This is a genomic window from Homoserinimonas sp. A520 (assembly GCF_054489245.1).
Genome location: NZ_JBTMWX010000012.1, coordinates 1 through 926 on the forward strand (window position 1 = coordinate 1; position 926 = coordinate 926).

1 protein-coding gene is annotated in these 926 nt (G+C 67.7%); it reads left to right on the forward strand.

Annotated elements, in window-relative coordinates; all coding sequences use genetic code 11:
• Positions 1 to 877, forward strand: an 877-nt coding sequence (locus tag ACX3PH_RS15970; RefSeq protein ID WP_459093691.1) for an NADPH:quinone reductase, incomplete at its 5' end; no start/stop codon positions are given.
• Positions 878 to 926 lie beyond the last annotated feature (49 nt).

The window sequence follows — 926 nt, forward strand, 5'->3', positions numbered from 1 at the left end:
CAAGCCCGTCGAGTTCGGAGAGGTTGTCCCGAACCAGGATGGCGCCGGCGTCGTCGATGCTGTCGGCTCGGATGTCGAGGATCTGAGGATCGGCGACCGCGTATGGATCTTCCTCGCCGCCCACCAGCGTCCGACGGGGACAGCGCAGGAGTTCACGGTCGTGCCGGCTAGCCGCGTCGTCCGTCTGCCCGACGGCATCGGGTTCGACGTCGCCGCCAGCCTGGGCGTTCCCGCGATGACCGCCCACCGTGCGCTCACCGTGCACGAGTTCGGCCCGGCGCGTCTCGCACCCGGCACCCTCGACGGCCGTGTGGTGCTGGTGCAGGGCGGAGCAGGGGCCGTCGGGCACGCCGCGATCCAACTGGCGGTATGGGCGGGTGCGACCGTGATCGCCACGGTCAGCAACGACGACAAGGCAGCACTCGCCCGCGCAGCGGGCGCGCATCACGTTTTTCAATACCCGGATGGCGAGCTCTCGGCCAAGGTGTATTCCGTCGCTCCAAGCGGCGTCGACCACATTGTCGAAGTCGCGCCCGCTCAGAACGCCGCGCTCGATGTAGAGGTGCTCGCCAACCACGGCAGCATCGCGTACTACGCGAACAACAACGGCGACGAGTTCACCGCTCCGATCGTGACTAGCTTTGCGAAGAACGTTCGCCGGCAGGGACTGCTGCTCTACACCGTCGGGCGGGAGGCACTCGCCGTCGCCGCGGAAGACATCACTGCCGCGCTCGAGGCGGGTGCTCTTCCCGTGGGCGCAGAAGCCGGGCTGCCGCTGACGTGGTTCTCACTCGAGGACACGGCATCCGCTCACGATGCCGTTGAAGACGGAGTCACCGGAAAGGTGCTCATCAGCGTCGCGGACGACCTACGCTGAAGGATCCCCACGCACGGTAACCGAGGACCACGCGGCTCGGGTGCACCCT